The organism is Staphylococcus sp. EG-SA-14, assembly GCF_017151935.1.
GTDB classification, from domain to species: domain Bacteria; phylum Bacillota; class Bacilli; order Staphylococcales; family Staphylococcaceae; genus Staphylococcus; species Staphylococcus aureus.
The window spans coordinates 279,118-299,639 of the sequence record NZ_JACVZM010000001.1; the positions used below are offsets into that span (position 1 = coordinate 279,118).

Consider the following 20,522-nt stretch of genomic DNA (forward strand, 5'->3'; position numbering starts at 1 on the left):
TTACTTATTAAAAATAACACACAATATTCATAAAGTTTTAAAAATATTCTGTTTAATCATCTATTATTAGTGGAAAAATATAAGAGCAATTGTTTATAGTTTGCATAACGCTTCAAAAGTAATTTCTTTTTTGTTTAGTTCAAAAAAATTTAGAGGTGATGTTATATGAATAACGATTTTTTCAATAGCGACTTTGATTCAATTTTTCGAAGAATGATGCAAGATATGCAAGGTTCAAATCAAGTCGGTAACAAAAAGTACTATATTAATGGTAAAGAAGTTTCACCTGAAGAACTAGCGCAACTCACACAACAAGGTGGCAATCACTCTGCTGAACAAAGTGCGCAAGCTTTTCAACAAGCAGCACAAAGACAACAAGGGCAACAAGGTGGCAACGGCAATTATTTAGAACAAATTGGTCGTAACCTTACGCAAGAAGCACGTGACGGTTTATTAGATCCAGTCATTGGTCGTGATAAAGAAATTCAAGAAACTGCTGAAGTCTTAAGTAGACGAACTAAAAACAATCCTATATTAGTTGGAGAAGCTGGTGTTGGTAAAACTGCGATTGTTGAAGGTTTAGCACAGGCAATCGTTGAAGGAAATGTACCAGCAGCAATCAAAGACAAAGAAATTATTTCTGTAGATATTTCATCATTAGAAGCTGGAACGCAATATCGTGGTGCTTTTGAAGAAAATATTCAAAAATTAATCGAAGGTGTTAAATCTTCACAAAATGCCGTACTATTCTTTGATGAAATCCATCAAATTATCGGTTCAGGTGCCACAGGAAGTGATTCAGGTAGCAAAGGGTTATCTGATATTTTGAAACCTGCATTAAGTCGTGGTGAGATTTCTATTATTGGTGCAACAACACAAGATGAATATCGAAACAATATTCTTAAAGATGCTGCATTAACGCGCAGATTTAATGAAGTACTTGTTAATGAACCAAGTGCTAAAGATACTGTGGAAATTTTAAAAGGTATTCGCGAAAAATTCGAAGAACACCATCAAGTAAAATTACCAGATGACGTATTAAAAGCATGTGTTGACTTATCAATTCAATATATTCCACAACGATTATTACCAGATAAAGCAATCGATGTGTTAGATATTACAGCAGCACATTTATCTGCGCAAAGTCCAGCTGTCGATAAAGTTGAAACTGAAAAACGAATTTCTGAATTAGAAAATGATAAACGTAAAGCGGTAAGTGCTGAAGAATATAAAAAAGCTGACGACATTCAAAATGAAATTAAATCATTACAAGATAAATTAGAAAATAGTAATGGTGAACATACTGCTGTTGCTACAGTTCATGATATTTCAGATACTATTCAACGATTAACTGGTATTCCAGTTTCTCAAATGGATGATAACGATATTGAACGTTTAAAAAATATTTCTAATCGTTTAAGAAGTAAAATCATAGGTCAAGATCAAGCTGTAGAAATGGTTTCACGTGCAATTCGCCGTAATCGTGCTGGGTTTGATGACGGCAACCGTCCAATTGGCAGTTTCCTATTTGTTGGCCCTACTGGTGTTGGTAAAACAGAGCTTGCTAAACAATTAGCAATTGATCTATTTGGTAATAAAGATGCACTGATTCGACTTGATATGAGTGAATATAGTGACACAACAGCTGTTTCAAAAATGATTGGTACAACTGCTGGTTATGTCGGTTATGATGACAATTCAAATACGTTAACTGAAAAAGTACGCCGTAATCCATACTCAGTCATTCTATTTGATGAAATCGAAAAAGCAAATCCACAAATTTTAACATTGTTATTACAAGTAATGGATGATGGTAATTTGACTGATGGTCAAGGTAATGTCATCAACTTTAAAAATACAATTATTATTTGTACATCAAATGCTGGCTTTGGCAATGGCAATGACGCTGAAGAAAAAGATATTATGCACGAAATGAAAAAATTCTTCCGCCCTGAATTCCTTAACCGCTTCAACGGCATCGTTCAATTCTTACATTTAGATAAAGATGCATTGCAAGATATCGTCAACTTATTATTAGACGATGTACAAGTTACATTAGATAAAAAAGGTATTACGATGGACGTTTCTCAAGATGCGAAAGATTGGTTAATTGAAGAAGGCTATGATGAAGAATTAGGTGCACGTCCATTAAGACGTATTGTTGAACAGCAAGTACGTGACAAAATTACAGATTACTATCTAGATCATACAGACGTTAAACATGTGGATATAGATGTTGAGGATAACGAATTAGTCGTAAAAGGTAAATAACGACACTTTAACATATCGCGCATCAAAAATGAGCATCAGGTCGCCCTTGCCTGTGCTCATTTTTTTAATTATTTCCCTGGAAAATGATTCGCTGTGTGCTGTTCTGTTCCACAACAATCACGATTAATGTCACATGTACCACATTTTCCTTGTTTCGAACGTTTGAAAAATTTCACTAGTGTATACAAGGCATATCCGAAAATTGCTAAAAAAATTAAAATGTTAATAATGACTGACACTTTAACCACTCCTTAAACAAATAAATGTCCGATTTGATAAAAAATGAATGTTAAGACATATGCAGTGACTAGAGGATAGACAACTGCAAGTGCCGTCCATTTCCATGAATAAGTCTCTTTACGGATTGCTGCCACTGTAGAAACACAAGGAATATACAATAGTATAAATATCATAAATGCATACGCAGATAGCGGTGTGAATTGATTTTGAATCACATTAACAAGGCCTGCATCACCTGATGAATAGATAATCGCCATCGAACTTACGATAACTTCTTTTGCTAAAAATCCTGGCACTAACGTAGCACCTGCTTGCCATGTTCCAAATCCGAGCGGTTGCACTAACATACCAAAGAAACTACCAACCATATGTAAAAAACTTTGATTGATATTCACATTGATACCATGTGGTCCTACATAACTTAATAGCCAAATGACTACTGAGCCGCCAAAAATAAATGTACCTGCTTTACGAACAAAGCCCTTAGCCTTTTCCCAAGTACTACGCCACAACGTTTTAATGGAAGGCACACGGTATGTTGGCAATTCCACAATAAAGATTGCATTATCATTTTTTAAAATCGTCTTAGTAAGTACTGTACTGACTAAAAATGCCATAATAATACCTAAAACATACAAGCTTAATACTACTAAAGATTGATTCTCTTTGAAAAAGATACCTACGAACAACGCATACACTGGCAGTCTAGCAGAGCATGACATGAATGTTGCAATTAATATCGTTGTTAAACGCTCTTTTTCATTTTCAATACTGCGCGCAGCCATAATACTCGGTACGTTACAACCAAATCCGATAATCATCGGTATAAAAGACTTCCCGCTTAAACCGAACGATTCCATAATACGATCCATTAAAACTGCAATACGTGCCATATAACCTGAATCTTCTAATAAAGATATAAAGAAAAAGAGCACAACAATTTGTGGTACAAAGACTAATACTGATCCTACACCAGCAATAATGCCATCTGTAATTAAATCTTGTAAAAATGGTATAACGCCAAGATAATTCATAATCGTCTTCACACTATCCGTAAATGTACCACCTATAAATGCATCGAGTTGATCTGACAAAGGTGTGCCAATCCATGTAAATGTAGTTTGAAAGATCAACCACATAATCGCTAGAAAGATAGGCATCCCTATATATTTATGCGTTAATATCTTGTCAATTCTAGAGCTGAAATATTGCTTATCTTCATCTGGATACGTTACCACGTCTTGCAATAACGTCTCAATATAATGATTGCGTATACGCTCCATCTCTTGACGAACAGATACACCCTGTACTTTTTCAGCAACTTGATCACGTAAACTCGACAATTTATTTACAACCTCTGAATTAAGTTCGTTTGCAATTTGCATGTTATTTAATAAGAATTGAATCGCAATAAATCTAGCTTGATATTTATCATGAGATGTCTCTGTTATTATTATTTGACACATATTTTTAATTGTCTCTTCAATCTTCTCACCATAATTGATTTTAAAATGCGGTTGATACCCTTCCCCTAGATGCTTTATTTCGCCAAGTAAATGTTTAGTTCCTTTGCCTGTACGTGCCACAACTGGAAAAATAGGTGTTTTTAACTTTTTCATCAATTTATGATAATCGATTTTTATCCCGCGCTTTGTAGCTACATCAATCATATTTAATCCGATGTATATTGGTTGATTAAGTTCTAACAATTGTACTGTTAATTGCATATTCCTTTTTAGTTGACTCGCGTCAACAATGTTAATGATTCCTGAAAATGAATCGTTTAATAAATAGTCTGTCACTACAGTTTCATCTTTAGAAATCGGCGATAAATCATATGTACCTGGTAAATCAATTAATTGTCCTACATTTTCTTTTAGCTTCCCTATTTTTTTCTCTACCGTTACGCCACTCCAGTTGCCTATATATTCATACGAACCAGTTAAAGCGTTAAACAAAGATGTTTTACCAACATTAGGATTTCCTAAAATACAATAATTTTCCATTCGTCCGGCTCCTATTCTTCTAATGCAATAGAACAAGCATCGCAATGCCTAATACTTAACTGTTGTCCGTTTACTTCAATAATACATGGCCCTTTAAATAAACATTTTTGTTTAATCGTTATGATAGCGTCATCTGTTAACCCAAAGGCACTTAGACGATACAACATATTCTCATTAGCAATATCCATTCGCTTTATTTTATAAGCCTTATTCATTTCACCATTTTTAATGTTTAACATACTATTTCGCTCTCCTATTAGAAATAATAATCATTATCACTTAAAAATCATAACCCTTAAAATTGTAGCTCGCAATAATTTATTTAAATAATTTTCATTTTTCATGTAAAATTTGTGACATTGCAAAAATATTTTGTATAATCGCTTCCATGCAAAAAACCTCCGCTTCAAATGTCATTGATAGACATTTAAAGCGGAGGCATGTACATGTTATTTTATGATTTATTTCGTAGATTTTTTTCTAACAATTGATTGAGCTTTTCAATATTTTTATTCAACTGTTCTATATTCGTTACTTGTTGTTTTGAATTTAGTTGATGCTTGTTTTGATAATCTATTAAAGCATCATATAAGAAAAATGAACTTGCTGATTGCTGTTTCACTTCTTGGTACAATGCCATCGTTTTATCATCTAGTACTATTGAATGTGCATCATCTTGCCCATGTACATCTTGATGTTTCGATACATTTGTTGCACCTTGTGGATATACTTTAAAGGTTGTGTCGTATGTTTCCTTACTATCTTTAGCTTCAGATTCCTGTGATTCAACCGTTTTATATTTTTCAAGTGCATGTCCTTCAATATCAACTCGTGGAATAATGCGATTCAACCATGCTGGTAAATACCACGAACCTTTTCCAAACAATTTAGTTAATGCAGGAATTAACATCATTCTGACTACGAAGGCATCAAAGAGTACACCAAACGCTAATGCCATACCCATTGATTTAATCATGACATCTTCTTGGAATACAAACGCAAAGAAGACACTAAACATGATTAATGCAGCTGCTACAATAACAGGACCGCTTTCTTTCAACCCTACTTTGATAGAATAATCATTATCCCCTGTTTTACTATATTCTTCATGAATTCGCGACATAAGGAAGACTTCATAATCCATCGCTAATCCAAATAAGATACCTATAGTAATAACCGGTAAAAATGCTAGCATTGGTCCTGTCGTTTCAATACCAAACAGACCTTTCATAAAACCATCTTGCATTACTAATGTTGTAAATCCTAGCGTTGCCATTAATGACAAGACAAATCCTAAAACTGCTTTTAACGGTATTAGAATTGAACGGAAGACAATCATTAATAAGAAAAATGCCAATACAACAATTACTGTTGCAAATAAAGGTATCGCCTCATTTAACTTTTTAGACATATCAATATTAATGACACTTTGTCCCGAAATCTCCGTTTTGAACCCATATTTATCTTGTGCATCTTTATGATAATCTCGTAAATCATGCACTAAATCATTTGTACTCTCTGCATTAGGCCCTTTCTTAGGTATCACGACCATCAAAGCGTAATCATTATCTTTACTCATTTGTGGCGGCGTAACGATATCTACATTTTTCTTATCTTTAATATCTTTATATACAGACTGTAAATCTTGTTGTAATCCTTGTGGATCATCCTTTTTATCTTTCACATTTATCAACATCGGAATTTGGCCATTAAATCCTTCACCAAATTTATCCGAGATTATATCGTAAGCTTTTTTCTGTGTAGAATCTGCTGGTTTAACACCGTCATCTGGAATACCAAGTCGCATATGACTAACTGGTATTGCAGCTGCTACTAATATGATTAAACCTAGTAATACTGCCGCAAGTGCATTTCCTGTAATAAATTTAGACCAAGGCGTATCAATATCTTTTTTAAAATTAGACTGCAATTTGTTCACTTTAATGCGTTTATGGAAAATACTAATTAACGCAGGTAATAAAGTCAGTGCACTGAATACAGCAAATATAACACTAATTGCCGAAGCAAACCCCATCACTGCTAAGAAATCTATGCCAACTAGCGATAAACCGCATACGGCAATCACAACTGTCACACCAGCGAAGATGACTGCGCTACCTGCTGTTCCTATTGCAAGACCAATGCCTTTAATGTAATCTGTTTCAGTTTTCATAACTTGTCGATATCTGAATAAAATAAATAATGCATAATCGATACCAACTGCTAGTCCAATCATTACGGCTAATGTCAGTGTGACATTTGGTATATCAAATGCATAAGTTAACAAACTGATAATGCCAACCCCAGATGCTAGACCAATCAATGCACTTATAATTGGTAATCCTGCAGCAATGACTGAACCAAATGTAATCAATAACACTACAAATGCAACAATGATACCAACTAGTTCAGAATTACCGCCTACTTCTGTAGATGTCATTCCTGTACCAGTTAACTCTGTTTGTACATTATGATTGTCACGTAAGTCTTTCAAATGACTTTTAACATTATCTCTAGAGCCATCTTTTAAAGATGTTTGACTAACGTCATATGTGATATCTGCAAATGCAGTTGTTTTATCTTTACTAATTTGCTTATTTTCATAAGGATCTGATATTTTATCAATGTGCTTGTCATCTTTTTTAATATCATCTAACGTTTTCTTAATATCTTTAGTAATGTTCGGTTGCACAATACCATCATCTTTAGTCGTCTTAAAGACAACACGTATTTGTGCCTTTTCACTATCTTGATTAAAATGTTTTTCAATCTTTTTATTCGTATCTAACGACTCTAATCCTGTCATTTTAATATCATTGTCAAATTTCGGTGCATTTGTAGCAAGTGGTATCAATATTGCAGCTACAATCACTATCCATGCAATGACCGCGGACCATTTATGTTTTGCGATGAATGTCCCCATCTTATATAAAAATTTTGCCAAAGTATATTGCCTCCTTTTAAAATCAACGTTATAGTTTAAATATACAGTGTAGATTATTGTTCGATTATAGTATCTATCCCCGACCTCTTAAAGAATCAATTGGAAAATTTTGTATATTAAACTACACACAAAGGAGAAATGTAGATGAAAGAGACTGATTTACGAGTTATAAAGACAAAAAAAGCATTGTCGAGTAGCTTGCTACAATTGTTAGAACAGCAATTATTCCAAACGATTACTGTCAATCAAATTTGCGACAACGCACTCGTACACCGCACAACATTTTATAAACATTTTTATGATAAATATGATCTTCTAGAGTATTTGTTCAATCAATTGACTAAAGACTACTTTGCTAGAGATATCAGTGACCGTCTTAATCATCCATTCCAAACGATGAGTGATACGATTAATAATAAAGAGGATTTGAGAGAAATCGCAGAATTCCAAGAAGAAGACGCTGAATTTAATAAAGTATTAAAAAATGTCTGCATTAAAATTATGCATAACGATATCAAAAATAATAGAGACCGTATCGATATTGACAGCGACATCCCAGATAATCTCATATTTTATATTTATGACTCGTTGATTGAAGGTTTTATACATTGGATAAAAGATGAAAAAATTGATTGGCCTGGCGAAGATATTGATAACATTTTCCATAGATTAATCAATATTAAGATTAAATAGTAGATGAGAAACTCATGAGCGTTACCAACATTCATAATAAAAACGATAGTGTACACGTTAATGAATTCGTGTACTACTATCGTTTTTTATTTTTATCGTGCTTATCGCTATTAAAATAACTGATACACAACACATAAACTATGAAGAAAAAAATAAATCCGCTATCTAAATGACTTTGACTCAGTTGTTTAAATGACCAAATTGCTAATACAATTGCCATGATTATTAAAATAACATATCTCACATTCTTATGCCTATAATCCTTTTCTAAAAATATGGTTGCTATTACTTAATTTTTAAAGTTATAAATAAAAAGAGCCAACCGCAATGGATGGCCCTTGTTCATTATGAAGCATTAGAACATTTCTGAAACAACCTTTTGTTCTAAGAAGTGTAATAAGTAGTCTGGGCTACCTGTTTTAGCGTCAGTACCTGACATTTTGAAACCACCAAATGGATGGTATCCAACAACTGCTGAAGTACAACCTCTGTTAAGGTATAAATTGCCTACATCAAATTCGTTTACCGCTTTAATCCAATGCTCGCGATTATTAGTAATCACTGCCCCAGTTAAACCGTAATCTGTATCATTTGCAACCTCAATTGCTTCATCAAAATCGTTAACTTTCACAAAGCCAACAACTGGACCAAAAATTTCTTCTTGCATGATTCTATCTTTAGATTTAAGTCCTGAAATGATTGTTGGTTCTACAAAGTAACCTTTTGAATCATCAGTGCCGCCACCTTGTTCTAATTTACCTTCTTCTTTACCAATCTCGATATAATTTTTAATCTTATCAAATTGTTTTTTATTAATAACTGGGCCCATATACGTATTGTCTACAGTATTGCCCAACGTTAATTCTTTTGTTAATTTGATTGATTTCTCTAATACTTCGTCATAAACGTCTTTATGCACAATTGCACGTGAACATGCAGAACATTTTTGACCAGAGAAACCAAACGCTGACGTTACAATAGCTTCTGCCGCCATATCTGTATCAATATTTTCATCAACTACAATGGCATCTTTACCACCCATTTCAGCGATAACACGTTTCAAGAAGTTTTGACCTTCTTGAACTACGGCACTACGTTCATAAATTCTAGTACCTGTCGCACGTGATCCTGTAAATGTAACGAAATGCGTATCTTTATGATCAACTAAGTAATCACCAATTTCTTTCGGATCACCAGGAACAAAGTTAACTACGCCTTTTGGTAATCCTGCTTCTTCTAAAATTTCCATTAATTTATAAGCGATATAAGGTGTATCCTCAGCAGGTTTCAATAACACTGTATTACCTGCCACAACTGGTGCTAAAGTTGTACCAGCCATAATCGCAAACGGGAAGTTCCACGGCGGAATTGTAACACCTGTACCAATTGATTTATAGAAATATTTATTGTGTTCACCTTCACGATCAAGTACTGGCTTACCTTGAGCCAAGTCCATCATTGAACGTGCATAGTATTCAATAAAATCAATACCTTCAGCTGCATCACCAACTGCTTCATCCCATGGCTTACCTGCTTCATAAACCATAATTGCTGCAATTTCCGCTTTTCGACGACGAATAATTGCCGAAACACGTAACATAAGCTCTGCACGATCATTTGCTGACCATGTTTTCCAAGATTTATAAGCTTCGTTTGCTGCTTTAAACGCATCTTCAACATCTTGTTTTGTTGCCTTTGATGCATTTGCAATCACTTGTGATGTGTCTGCAGGATTGATTGATTTAATTTTGTCATCTTTGAAAATCTTCTCTCCATTAATCACTAATGGTATGTCTTGACCTAATTCTTTTTCCACGTCTTTCAATGCTTTCTTAAACATATCCACATTTTCTTGGACTGAAAAATCGTAACCAGGTTCATTTTTAAATTCTACTACCATGTACACTTACCCCCTATAAATTTTGAAAGTGGTTTAACCCTTTGATTTAATGATATAACATCATTTAAACTCATTTTACTATGATTAAGGTTAGTTTTGCAATCGCTTTCATTTTTATACTTTATCACTTATTCTCAAGCATTTTGAAATTGATTGGTTACTTTTTAAAATTTATATGTGTCGCAACTGCTACTTTATCGTTTCGTCATTTAATGTTTCGGATGGTAGATCATTATCAATTTTACGAACGACTTTACAAGGGTTTCCAACCGCTAAGCTGTGTGGCGGAATATCTTTAGTGACAACACTACCAGCACCAATCACACTACCTTCTCCAATCGTCACCCCTGGTAGCACGGCTACATGACCGCCAAACCAAGTATTACTGCCAATATGAATGGGTCCGGCTTTTTCAAAACCTTCATTTCTATGATGAAAATTAAGTGGATGTGTCGCTGTGTAGAATCCACAATTAGGTCCTATAAAAACATTATCGCCAATTGTAATCTGTCCACCATCCATAAAATAACAATTGGTGTTTACATAGACATTTTTTCCTAGTTTAACGTTCCAACCATAATCTGTATCAAAAGGAATCGAAATACTTACATTGTCTGTTGTTGTTTGAAATAATTGATCAATTAATTCCTTTCTTTTATTTGTAGCACTCGGTCTTGTATGATTTAATTCAAAGCAAATATCTTTCGCTCGTGCACGTTCATTGATTAAGTCTTGATCAAAGTTTGCATCGTACCATTTTTCTGCTAACATTTTTTCTTTTTCAGTCATTACACCTTTCAACTCCTAATAACTTATTTACTTGTTTAAAAGTTAATCAAATAAACATTCGCCTATGCAACTAATACGCTATAACATTATGAAATCATGACCTTATCACCCTTATCTATACAATTCTCGCATCAAATACTGCTAAAGTAGTAGATAAATTCAATACTACAGACGCATTCATTTTTTAATCTATTAACGTACAATGTGAGTAAGAGAAATATAAAGGAGTATGATAGCGATGAGAATATTAATTACAGGCACAGTTGCTATCTTAATCATTTTAGGTTTGGTCAAAACGATACAAGATTACGAAATGACAAACGACACGAGTCGTCAGTTGTCAGACAACAAAGATGATGATAAAGTCATCCATCTTAATAATTTTAAAAATTTACATGCGAAAGAATTTAACCCATCTGATTTCTTTTAAGTCACCTAAGAATTGCAAATCCAGAAGTCATTTAAGTTTTACCTTTCATTCATACATCCTTTAATATTAATTACGACTTCTTTTATATAGATGCTAAATAGAGAGATTGTTGTGCAATGTTTGCACGGCAATCTCTCTTTTTCTTTTTAAAATTGGTAAAAGTAAAACGCAACGATTGACTTATATACCTATAGGGGGTACATTAGACGTGTAACAATGAATCACAGGGAGGCAATAATGTGGCTAATACGAAAAAAACAACATTAGATATCACTGGTATGACTTGTGCCGCATGTTCAAATCGTATCGAAAAGAAACTGAATAAACTTGATGACGTTAATGCCCAAGTGAATTTAACTACAGAGAAAGCAACTGTTGAGTATAACCCTAATCAACATGATGTCCAAGAATTTATTAATACGATTCAACATTTAGGTTACGGTGTCGCTGTAGAAACTGTCGAATTAGACATTACAGGTATGACTTGTGCTGCATGCTCAAGCCGTATTGAAAAAGTGTTAAATAAAATGGACGGCGTTCAAAATGCAACGGTCAATTTAACAACAGAGCAAGCTAAAGTTGACTATTATCCTGAAGAAACAGATGCTGATAAACTTGTCACTCGCATTCAAAAATTAGGTTATGACGCGTCTATTAAAGATAACAATAAAGATCAAACGTCACGCAAAGCGGAAGCGCTACAACATAAATTGATTAAGCTTATCATATCAACAGTATTATCTTTACCACTATTAATGTTAATGTTTGTGCATCTTTTCAATATGCATATACCAGCACTATTTACGAATCCATGGTTCCAATTTATTTTAGCTACACCTGTACAATTTATTATTGGATGGCAATTTTATGTAGGTGCTTATAAAAACTTAAGAAATGGTGGCGCCAATATGGATGTACTTGTTGCTGTTGGTACAAGTGCAGCATATTTTTACAGTATTTATGAAATGGTTCGTTGGCTAAATGGCTCAACAACGCAACCGCATTTATACTTTGAAACAAGCGCCGTACTAATTACCTTAATCTTATTCGGTAAGTATTTAGAAGCTCGAGCGAAGTCTCAAACAACCAATGCGCTTGGCGAATTATTAAGTTTACAAGCTAAAGAAGCACGCATTTTAAAAGATGGTAATGAAGTGATGATTCCTCTAAATGAAGTACATGTTGGAGATACACTTATCGTTAAGCCAGGTGAAAAGATACCTGTTGATGGCAAAATTATTAAAGGTATGACTGCCATCGACGAATCTATGTTAACAGGTGAATCTATTCCTGTTGAGAAGAATGTTGATGATACTGTAATTGGTTCAACGATGAACAAAAACGGTACTATTACTATGACAGCAACAAAAGTTGGCGGGGACACTGCGTTGGCAAATATTATTAAAGTTGTCGAAGAAGCTCAAAGTTCTAAAGCGCCGATTCAACGATTGGCAGATATTATTTCTGGTTATTTCGTTCCTATCGTTGTTGGTATCGCACTATTAACATTTATCGTGTGGATTACTTTAGTTACACCAGGTACATTTGAACCTGCACTTGTTGCGAGTATTTCCGTTCTCGTCATTGCTTGTCCATGCGCATTGGGACTTGCTACACCAACTTCTATTATGGTAGGTACTGGTCGCGCTGCTGAAAATGGTATTTTATTTAAAGGTGGCGAGTTTGTTGAACGCACACATCAAATTGATACCATCGTTTTAGATAAGACGGGTACCATTACAAATGGTCGTCCAGTCGTGACAGATTATCATGGTGACAATCAAACGCTACAACTACTTGCTACTGCTGAAAAAGATTCTGAACACCCATTGGCAGAAGCCATTGTCAATTATGCAAAAGAAAAGCAATTAATATTAACTGAGACAACAACATTTAAAGCAGTACCTGGCCATGGTATTGAAGCAACGATTGATCATCACCATATATTGGTTGGTAACCGTAAATTAATGGCTGACAATGATATTAGCTTGCCGAAGCATATTTCTGATGATTTAACACATTATGAACGAGATGGTAAAACTGCTATGCTCATTGCTGTTAATTATTCATTAACTGGTATCATCGCAGTGGCAGATACTGTAAAAGATCATGCCAAAGATGCTATAAAACAATTGCATGATATGGGCATTGAAGTTGCCATGTTAACTGGCGATAATAAAAACACTGCTCAAGCCATTGCAAAACAAGTAGGCATAGATACTGTTATTGCAGATATTTTACCAGAAGAAAAAGCTGCACAAATTACGAAACTACAGCAACAAGGTAAGAAGGTTGCGATGGTTGGTGACGGTGTAAATGATGCACCTGCATTAGTTAAAGCTGATATCGGTATCGCCATTGGTACAGGTACAGAAGTTGCCATTGAAGCAGCTGATATTACTATTCTTGGTGGCGACTTGATGCTTATTCCTAAAGCCATTTATGCAAGTAAAGCAACCATTCGTAATATTCGTCAAAATCTATTTTGGGCATTCGGCTATAATATTGCCGGTATCCCTATAGCTGCATTGGGCTTACTTGCGCCATGGGTTGCTGGTGCTGCAATGGCACTAAGTTCAGTAAGTGTTGTCACAAACGCACTTAGATTGAAAAAGATGCGATTAGAACCACGCCGTAAAGATGCCTAGATTCCTTAATAATGAAGGATTCGTTGGTGATTCTGAGATAGGCTAGTGATTGGCTCTATAATGTCGCGGTTTACAGTTGGATCTTCGCTCCAACTGCATAAGAGCCACTAATTATTATAAATAATAAGTGGCTCTAAAAGGAGGTGAATGCTATGTCACAAGAAATTTTAAATGTTGAAGGTATGAGCTGTGGTCACTGCAAAAGTGCTGTTGAATCTGCATTAAATAATATTGACGGTGTCACTTCAGCTGACGTTAACCTTGAAAATGGTCAAGTAAGTGTTCAATATGATGACAGTAAAGTTGCTGTATCTCAAATGAAAGACGCAATTGAAGATCAAGGTTACGATGTCGTTTAATTAGGCAATATTCAACGTCATCAACACCAAATTAAAAAATCGAACTGATGAGAATCCCAACAATCCAAATTATCTCATCAGTTCGATTTTTAATTTACTCGTAACCTAGTATCTCCAGTCTGCAATACATCTAATGTTGCATCTAATGCATCGACAATTAGATTTTTAACTGCAGCTTCAGTATAAAACGCAATATGTGGTGTTAATATGACATCTTCCCTGTCAATCAACGATTCTAACAATGGATCGTTCAGTGTTTTGCCCCTTTGATCACTTGGGAAAAGTTTGCGTTCAAATTCATACGTATCAAGTGCTGCACCTTTAATCACACCATTGTCTAATGCGTCTAATAACGCCTTAGTATCTACTAAAGAACCTCTCGCACAATTGACAAATACTGCGCCCTTTTTAAAATGTTTAAATAATTCAGCATTAAATAGGTAATGATTATATTTCGTTGCAGGTACATGTAATGTCACGATATCAGCACCTTCAACCGCTTCCTCAATCGTATCTTTGTAATCGACATACGTTGCAATTTTAGCATTAGGAAACGGGTCGTATGCGACCACATCACTTTGATAACCATTGGCAAATATATCGGCTACTACACGGCCAATTCGACCTGTACCAATAACAGCTACTTTTAAATCTTTAATGGATTTCGATAAAATAGTAGGTTCCCATCTAAAATCATGCTCTCGCACTTTCGTTTGAATTTGATTAAAATGACGAACCACATTAATAGCCTGGTTCACAGCAAACTCCGCAATTGAATTCGGAGAGTATGACGGCACATTTGACACAATCAAGTTATACTTGTTTGCTAACTCCAAATCATATGTATCAAATCCAGCACTACGTTGTGCGATTTGTTTAATACCTAGTTCATTTAATCGTTTATAAACATGCTCTGATAATGGTATTTGTTGTGATAGCGATAAGCCATCATAACCAGCGACACCTTCAACATTGTCATCAGTTAATGCTTCTTTAGTAATATCTACCTCAACATGATGTTTCTCTGCCCACGCCTTGATATAAGGCATATCTTCATCACGTACACTCATGATTTTAATTTTTGTCATTTTAACATCACCCTTAACTTTATTATTCATATAAATATGCTAGTTCTGTTAATCTTATTGCAGCTTCGTCTAATTTCTGGTCATCTAACGCCAATGAAATTCTCACGTAACGATTACCATTCTCTCCAAATGGTTTCCCTGGAGCAACAAGTATTGACTTCTCTTGCACTAAAAATTGCTCAAATTGCTCGCTGTCATAACCAGGCGGTGTTTCCAACCATACATATATGCCACCTTTAGCATGAACAAATGGCAAATCAGCTTTTGCAAGCATGGCTTCGAATCGGTCACGACGTGTTTTAAATACATTGCTTTGTTCTTCTAAAAAATCATCATAATGATTCAAAGCATATATTGCGGCATCTTGTAATGCACCAAACATCCCAGCATTTGTGTGCGTTTGGTACTTTTTCAAAGCTTGAATCATATCTTTATTACCAACTGCAAAACCGACTCTAAAACCTGACATGTTATAACCTTTAGACAAGGAATAAATTTCAATCGCAACATCTTTCCCATTTTCCGAAGCAAGTATACTAGGATTTTTAGCGTCGAAACCGAAAGCACCATAAGCAAAATCATGCACGATTTTAGTGTCTGTATCTTTAAATTTAGCTATCGCTTCATCAAAAACTTCTTTCGTAGCTGTCGATCCAGTTGGATTATTTGGATACGTTAAATAAATGAGTTTTGTTTTATCTATTATTTGTGAATCAACTTTGGACCAATCTGGCAAATAATGTGGCGGTTCTAAATTAAGCGGGACAGGCTTGCCATCAGCTAAAAGTACACCTGCTAAATAATCCGTGTAGCCTGGATCAGGTAGTAATACATAGTCTCCTGGATTGATAACACATGTTGGTACTGCCACTAATCCATTTTTTGTACCATATAAAATGCATACTTCATCTTCTTTATCTAACGTCACATTATATTGTCTTTGATAAAAATCTACAATAGCTTGCTTGAACGCTTCTTTACCATGAAAAGCACCATATTTTTGATTTTCAGGAATAGTTAGTGCTTTTTGAAAATGATCAATAATACCTTGTGGCGTGGGCCCATCAGGGATCCCAACTGCCATATTAATTAATGGCAATGGTCCATGTTCGATTTTACGTCCCATCGTTTTCCCGAAATAACTATCAGGGATATTTGCTAATTTGTTAGAGATCATCAAATTCCTCCTCTATCATTAAACATAGCCTGGGCGACTATCATAATCCTAACAACTTGTATCACTCTCATTTAGATGGTTACAATGACATCGCCATTCACCGTTATGTTCAACAGAACTTATGACACACGTTGTATTGAATGAATTTATTTTCATTTTAGGTAGGTACATTATTATTGTCAATATTAGGAATTTTCAGATTAATATGCACTCAATCGTTATGATTTAACTGTCATGCATATCCGCATGCGCAACCAGTTAGATATGCTTATATAAAGTATAACGCCCATCAAGGTACGTATTCAAACGTGAACCTTAACAGGCGTCATTCATTGTTAAATAAAACTTCTTAAGCACATACTTATTTCACTATGCCTTTTACGTTCCCCTTATACTTTTCTCACATCTTTCTCTTAGACTACTCCCTTATACGCCCCGCTCAATATCTTTAATCATTTCATCTACAGTTATTTTCGCACTCGTTAAGACAATAGGAACGCCTGCACCTGGATGCGTACTTGCACCTGCAAAATATAAATCTTTATAATCTCGCGATACATTTTGTGGACGATAATAATTACTTTGCGCTAAAGTTGGCATTAAACCGAATGCCGAACCAAATTTCGCATGATACGTTTGCTCAAAATCATTTGGCGTAAAGATTGTTTCTGAAACAATATGCGATTTTATATCTTCAAATACTTCAATCGTTGCTAATTTACGATAAATAATTTCCTTTATTTGTTGCGTCAAAGCTTCATCTGACCAATCGATTCCGCTACCTGTTTTAAGTTCCGGCGTCGGCATTAGCACATAAATACCAGTTTTGCCTTCTGGCGCAAGTGATTTATCAGCGACCGCTGGTACATACACATAAATAGAAGGATCATATGATAAACGTCCCTCAAATATTTCTTCAATATTGCCTCTAAAGTCATCTGAAAAAATAACATTATGAAGTCTCACTTGATCTGTCACATCAATATCTATACCGATATACATTAAAAATGCTGAACAAGAGTAATCTAAGTCTGCAATTTTATGTGGTGGATACTTTTTAATAGGTGCAAAATCTGGCATTAATGATTCCGCAACACTAGGGAAATCAGCCGTACATAAAATTTTATCAAATTTTCTTATGTCACCATTCACTTTTATCGCATCGGCCCGTTTGAATTTAGGATCAATAATAATTTGCTCAATTTCAGCATTTAGTTCAATATTAACGCCTAAGTCTTTATTTAATTGCGCTAGCCCTTGAGCCATGCCATACATACCGCCTTTAATAAAATGCACACCAAACATCATTTCAATCATAGGAATAATTGAATATAGTGACGGGCCTCGTTTTGGATCAATTCCTATGTATAACGTTTGAAACGCTAAAAGCTTTTGTATCTTTTCGTTATCAATATAATGTTCAATTAGCTGATCTGCATGATTTAACGTTTTTAACTTAGCACCTTGCACAAGTGACGTCATATTATAAAAGTCACTCGGTTTGCGATACGTTCTTTCTAAGAAATAGCGACGTGCAATTTCATATTTTTTATAAACATCCGTTAAAAAGGACATAAAACCATGCGTTGAACCAGGTTCTATACTTTCTAGCATTTGCTGTAATTCAGCTAAATCTGTAGGCACCGTTATACGATCATCGCGGTCAAAATACACATCGTAAATATAACGTAATTGTCTCAATTCAATATAATCTTCATAATTTTTACCACACATTGTAAATACATCTTTATAAACATCTGGCATCATGACAATTGTGGGGCCCATATCAAATGTAAAGCCGTCTTTCTTTAATTGATTCATACGCCCGCCTACATTATTATTTTTTTCAAATATTATCACTTCATGACCTTGAGAAGCAATACGGGCTGCCGCTGCTAATCCTGTGACACCTGCACCAATTACTGCAATCTTCATTATTCAACCACCTATATTCTATGATATTTACTATTTATTTCATGAAACAACTTTGCTTTTTTCCACTTATCCACAAAAACACGTTCATGTAATGTATAGTTAGCCTGTCTCACTTCGTCCAGTATTTCAATATATATACGTGCTGCTAATTCTATGATTGGTTGTGCTTCAATACTAAATACTTTGATTTGATCCATAACATCTTGAAAATCTTTTTCTGCGATAGCTGCATAATATTCCCATAAGTCAATATAATGATTATTAACACCATTTTGGTACACTTCAGCAATATCAACTTCATATTGCTTTAATCGTTGCTTACTAAAATATACCCGTTCATTGTCAAAATCTTCACCGACATCTCTTAATATATTAATCAATTGCAACGATTCACCAAGTCTTCTTGCGACATCGTATGTCTGATGTGTTTCATGATCACTTAAAATCGGCGTCAATACTTCACCTACTGTACCAGCAACACCATAACAATATCCGAATAATTCAGCGTCCGTTTCAAACATTGTAAAATGTTGATCTTTATATACAGTATCAATGAGATTATAAAAAGATTGAAAGGCGATATTTTTATGTTGTGCAACATGCTGAAGCGCCATCATGATTCTACGATCACTTTGAAAGTGATGATGTTCATATGGGTATTTTTCAATAGATTGTATATCTTCTTTTATTTGATTTAAAAATTGAATATCGCCATAAACATCTATACTGTCATCAATTTTACGACACACAGCATAAATTGCCCAAACCGCTTTTCTTTGATCTTCTGGTAACAAGTCAAAAGCGTAAGAAAAGCTTTTTGAATGTTTCTTCATGATTTTATGACAATATTTAAAATTCATATCCATCATTGTCATACTAGTCCTCCTATATTGAAATGCCATTACCTTGATTTATTGTTCTTTAGATATAGAATATTGACGACCTTTCCATTCAACTACACCATAACGATGCGTTTGTTTCCAAGATTGGATGAAAATTTTAGTAAAAAACATAAATAACAATGGATGACATACCATTAATAAATTAGAAAATTGGCCGACCCTTCGATGCAGATAAATAAATTGTGTAGTATAGCTCAAGTAAAGTGCTACCATTTTTCTTACAGACATTTGGCGATATTTTAAACTAAGACATAGCCCTAAAATACTCGCTATAGAACCGAACAACCACAACACAATTGCTGTCATGATCTTAGGCTTTGTGCCACCTGCCCCAGTTGACAAATGCTTTGTCCATCCTTCTTGTAATGACTGAAATCCTTCTTGATACATGCGAAATGCAACAAATGGAAACCCTTCATAAACTGTTACGGGCAATGATTGTGAAGTATATGCACTTCCTAAAGCAAATCCTTCAATAATATGACGGTTTGCACTTTTATGACCTCCAGTTGCATAATAATCTTCTTTATTTGTTAATGTCACCGGTCCAAATGCATGCTGGTTAGTCCGACCGTCGTCTAAGGTAGAAAATACATTCATACCAACGACTGTCATTAAATTAAATATCGCTGAAAACCCTTCGTAGAAACGCTTTGTTATATGATAAGGCTGTACGCTTAACAATCCTTTTTCACCTTGTAATTGATGCTGATTAATCAACGTTTCAACAGCATCTTTCCTTAAGAAAGTTACATCAGCATCTACAAAGGCAATACGATTCGTACATGCATGCGTCACACCTTGATAACAAGCATGTGATTTCCCATACCATTTGCCGTCAGTATCATCAACAACATCTACTACAGTCGCACCATATGAACGTGCTACACGTGCTGTTTCATCTGTCGATCCGTCATTCATAACAATGACATCTACTGGAACTTGCTGTTGTATTATCGAATGTAGTAAATGACCTATTCTTTTTTCTTCGTTTCTAGCCGGAATAATAATTGTTAATGCTTTATGATTGAAGTTCAGCGTTTTCGCCTTTAGCTGATGTCTACGATTAAATATCAATGCACCACACGCCATAGACATGGTCACTATTACTGTTAATATTCGTGATAACCATTTCATAGA

The 20,522-nt window shown here is 34.7% G+C and carries 17 protein-coding genes; 5 read left to right on the top strand and 12 right to left on the bottom strand.

What is annotated here, in order from left to right:
- The first annotated feature begins 165 nt into the window (after window positions 1-165).
- Window positions 166-2,271, top strand: coding sequence for an ATP-dependent Clp protease ATP-binding subunit ClpL (clpL, locus tag IDG63_RS01360; RefSeq protein WP_001058023.1), 2,106 nt, complete (start codon window positions 166-168; stop codon window positions 2,269-2,271).
- Between the two features lie 68 nt (window positions 2,272-2,339).
- Here the strand turns inward: clpL and IDG63_RS01365 are convergent, their stop codons facing one another.
- From IDG63_RS01365 to farE, 4 genes are all read right to left on the bottom strand, one after another.
- Entirely contained in the window at window positions 2,340-2,510 is a 171-nt protein-coding gene (locus tag IDG63_RS01365; RefSeq protein WP_000111118.1) for a FeoB-associated Cys-rich membrane protein, read from the bottom strand.
- A 12-nt stretch (window positions 2,511-2,522) separates the two neighbouring features.
- Window positions 2,523-4,517 carry a ferrous iron transport protein B gene (gene feoB, locus IDG63_RS01370; RefSeq protein ID WP_100127009.1) on the bottom strand — a complete coding sequence of 665 codons (1,995 nt, stop codon included), beginning with the start codon at window positions 4,515-4,517 and terminating at the stop codon, window positions 2,523-2,525.
- Window positions 4,518-4,528: 11 nt separating this feature from the next.
- A complete protein-coding gene (locus IDG63_RS01375; protein WP_000932073.1) occupies window positions 4,529-4,756 on the bottom strand; it encodes a FeoA family protein in 228 nt (75 codons plus the stop codon).
- 215 nt (window positions 4,757-4,971) lie between these two features.
- Window positions 4,972-7,461 carry a fatty acid efflux MMPL transporter FarE gene (gene farE / locus IDG63_RS01380; RefSeq protein ID WP_001051423.1) on the bottom strand — a complete coding sequence of 830 codons (2,490 nt, stop codon included), beginning with the start codon at window positions 7,459-7,461 and terminating at the stop codon, window positions 4,972-4,974.
- 144 nt (window positions 7,462-7,605) lie between these two features.
- Here farE and farR point away from each other — a divergent pair, with 144 nt between their 5' ends.
- Window positions 7,606-8,154, top strand: a complete 549-nt coding sequence (farR, locus tag IDG63_RS01385; RefSeq protein WP_000665238.1) for a fatty acid efflux pump transcriptional regulator FarR — start codon at window positions 7,606-7,608, stop codon at window positions 8,152-8,154.
- A gap of 76 nt (window positions 8,155-8,230) precedes the next feature.
- On the opposite strand, the gene IDG63_RS01390 is transcribed toward farR, so the two are convergent.
- The 3 genes from IDG63_RS01390 to IDG63_RS01400 form a co-directional block, all read right to left on the bottom strand.
- Window positions 8,231-8,398, bottom strand: coding sequence for a hypothetical protein (locus IDG63_RS01390; protein ID WP_001798825.1), 168 nt, complete (start codon window positions 8,396-8,398; stop codon window positions 8,231-8,233).
- Between the two features lie 111 nt (window positions 8,399-8,509).
- Window positions 8,510-10,054, bottom strand: a complete 1,545-nt coding sequence (gene pruA / locus IDG63_RS01395; RefSeq protein WP_000259692.1) for an L-glutamate gamma-semialdehyde dehydrogenase — start codon at window positions 10,052-10,054, stop codon at window positions 8,510-8,512.
- 189 nt (window positions 10,055-10,243) lie between these two features.
- A complete protein-coding gene (locus tag IDG63_RS01400; RefSeq protein ID WP_000136491.1) occupies window positions 10,244-10,843 on the bottom strand; it encodes a sugar O-acetyltransferase in 600 nt (199 codons plus the stop codon).
- Window positions 10,844-11,081: 238 nt separating this feature from the next.
- On the opposite strand from IDG63_RS01400, the gene cwrA reads away from it, so the two are divergent.
- The 3 genes from cwrA to copZ all read left to right on the top strand — a co-directional run bounded on the left by cwrA (window position 11,082) and on the right by copZ (window position 14,280).
- Window positions 11,082-11,273 carry a cell wall inhibition responsive protein CwrA gene (gene cwrA, locus IDG63_RS01405; RefSeq protein WP_001221404.1) on the top strand — a complete coding sequence of 64 codons (192 nt, stop codon included), beginning with the start codon at window positions 11,082-11,084 and terminating at the stop codon, window positions 11,271-11,273.
- 239 nt (window positions 11,274-11,512) lie between these two features.
- Window positions 11,513-13,921, top strand: a complete 2,409-nt coding sequence (locus IDG63_RS01410) for a heavy metal translocating P-type ATPase (RefSeq protein WP_000024148.1) — start codon at window positions 11,513-11,515, stop codon at window positions 13,919-13,921.
- 152 nt (window positions 13,922-14,073) lie between these two features.
- A complete protein-coding gene (copZ, locus tag IDG63_RS01415; protein WP_000076661.1) occupies window positions 14,074-14,280 on the top strand; it encodes a copper chaperone CopZ in 207 nt (68 codons plus the stop codon).
- A gap of 89 nt (window positions 14,281-14,369) precedes the next feature.
- On the opposite strand, the gene IDG63_RS01420 is transcribed toward copZ, so the two are convergent.
- The 5 genes from IDG63_RS01420 to crtQ all read right to left on the bottom strand — a co-directional run bounded on the left by IDG63_RS01420 (window position 14,370) and on the right by crtQ (window position 20,519).
- Entirely contained in the window at window positions 14,370-15,368 is a 999-nt protein-coding gene (locus IDG63_RS01420) for a D-lactate dehydrogenase (protein WP_000161366.1), read from the bottom strand.
- A gap of 22 nt (window positions 15,369-15,390) precedes the next feature.
- Window positions 15,391-16,545 (bottom strand): aminotransferase class I/II-fold pyridoxal phosphate-dependent enzyme, encoded by a 1,155-nt coding sequence (locus tag IDG63_RS01425; RefSeq protein ID WP_000625056.1) that lies wholly within the window; start codon window positions 16,543-16,545, stop codon window positions 15,391-15,393.
- A 426-nt stretch (window positions 16,546-16,971) separates the two neighbouring features.
- The gene (locus IDG63_RS01430) at window positions 16,972-18,480 is read right to left on the bottom strand and encodes a phytoene desaturase family protein (protein WP_000686162.1); all 1,509 of its coding nucleotides are present in this window, start codon (window positions 18,478-18,480) and stop codon (window positions 16,972-16,974) included.
- Window positions 18,481-18,491: 11 nt separating this feature from the next.
- A complete protein-coding gene (crtM, locus tag IDG63_RS01435) occupies window positions 18,492-19,355 on the bottom strand; it encodes a 4,4'-diapophytoene synthase CrtM (RefSeq protein WP_000178309.1) in 864 nt (287 codons plus the stop codon).
- Window positions 19,356-19,391: 36 nt separating this feature from the next.
- Window positions 19,392-20,519 (bottom strand): 4,4'-diaponeurosporenoate glycosyltransferase, encoded by a 1,128-nt coding sequence (crtQ, locus tag IDG63_RS01440; protein ID WP_000871729.1) that lies wholly within the window; start codon window positions 20,517-20,519, stop codon window positions 19,392-19,394.
- Window positions 20,520-20,522: the final 3 nt, after the last annotated feature.

Excerpts from the sequence above, each read along its gene's own strand:
- IDG63_RS01375 (WP_000932073.1), bottom strand. The coding sequence starts at position 4,756 with ATGTTAAACATTAAAAATGGTGAAATGAATAAGGCTTATAAAATAAAG.
- feoB (WP_100127009.1), bottom strand. The coding sequence starts at position 4,517 with ATGGAAAATTATTGTATTTTAGGAAATCCTAATGTTGGTAAAACATCT.
- crtM (WP_000178309.1), bottom strand. The coding sequence starts at position 19,355 with ATGACAATGATGGATATGAATTTTAAATATTGTCATAAAATCATGAAG.
- IDG63_RS01400 (WP_000136491.1), bottom strand. The coding sequence starts at position 10,843 with ATGACTGAAAAAGAAAAAATGTTAGCAGAAAAATGGTACGATGCAAAC.
- pruA (WP_000259692.1), bottom strand. The coding sequence starts at position 10,054 with ATGGTAGTAGAATTTAAAAATGAACCTGGTTACGATTTTTCAGTCCAA.
- copZ (WP_000076661.1), top strand. The coding sequence starts at position 14,074 with ATGTCACAAGAAATTTTAAATGTTGAAGGTATGAGCTGTGGTCACTGC.
- clpL (WP_001058023.1), top strand. The coding sequence starts at position 166 with ATGAATAACGATTTTTTCAATAGCGACTTTGATTCAATTTTTCGAAGA.
- farR (WP_000665238.1), top strand. The coding sequence starts at position 7,606 with ATGAAAGAGACTGATTTACGAGTTATAAAGACAAAAAAAGCATTGTCG.
- cwrA (WP_001221404.1), top strand. The coding sequence starts at position 11,082 with ATGAGAATATTAATTACAGGCACAGTTGCTATCTTAATCATTTTAGGT.
- IDG63_RS01425 (WP_000625056.1), bottom strand. The coding sequence starts at position 16,545 with ATGATCTCTAACAAATTAGCAAATATCCCTGATAGTTATTTCGGGAAA.
- IDG63_RS01430 (WP_000686162.1), bottom strand. The coding sequence starts at position 18,480 with ATGAAGATTGCAGTAATTGGTGCAGGTGTCACAGGATTAGCAGCGGCA.
- IDG63_RS01420 (WP_000161366.1), bottom strand. The coding sequence starts at position 15,368 with ATGACAAAAATTAAAATCATGAGTGTACGTGATGAAGATATGCCTTAT.
- crtQ (WP_000871729.1), bottom strand. The coding sequence starts at position 20,519 with ATGAAATGGTTATCACGAATATTAACAGTAATAGTGACCATGTCTATG.